The sequence below is a fragment of the Stieleria mannarensis genome (genome assembly GCF_014154935.1).
GTDB lineage: Bacteria > Planctomycetota > Planctomycetia > Pirellulales > Pirellulaceae > Stieleria > Stieleria mannarensis.
Map to the genome: position 1 here is coordinate 1 of NZ_JACEHH010000226.1, position 396 is coordinate 396.

The following is a 396-nucleotide window of genomic DNA, read 5'->3' on the forward strand; positions in this document are numbered from 1 at the left end:
ATAGAGCGCCTTGAGTTTATCTTTGCGTCGGTTGATGAACAGGAACAGGCTTCCATCATTGGGAGCCTTGCCGAGCTCCCCTCGAATGATACCGGCCAAACCGGAGAACCCTTTTCTCATATCGGTCGGTTCACTGTAGAGATAAATGCCGCTGGTGGTCGGGAGCGCGATCATCGGACTTCCTCTGCGGCACGCGTGGCGAGCCGATCGACGACCAGTCGGACGTTCTCGTAGTCGTCGGCATCGAGTTCCAACTGAGTGCCACAGGGGAAGCGAACCCTGACCTTTCGGTTGGACGTTCTAGGATCGCTGACCTCGACGGCGAGGAACTCTCCTTGTGCGCTGGCCTGGGATCCAATCTTGCGTCGCCAATGGTAAAACGATGCGGTCGAGAAG

At 57.1% G+C, this 396-nt stretch carries 2 protein-coding genes; both read right to left on the reverse strand.

Annotation, left to right across the window (positions count from 1 at the left end):
• A partial coding sequence (gene tnpB, locus H1B37_RS34745; RefSeq protein WP_182871550.1) for an IS66 family insertion sequence element accessory protein TnpB occupies positions 1-174 on the reverse strand: 174 nt, incomplete at its 3' end.
• The coding region (gene tnpA, locus H1B37_RS33190; RefSeq protein WP_182871551.1) for an IS66 family insertion sequence element accessory protein TnpA at positions 171-396 on the reverse strand (226 nt) is incomplete at its 5' end. The genes tnpB and tnpA, both read right to left, overlap by 4 nt.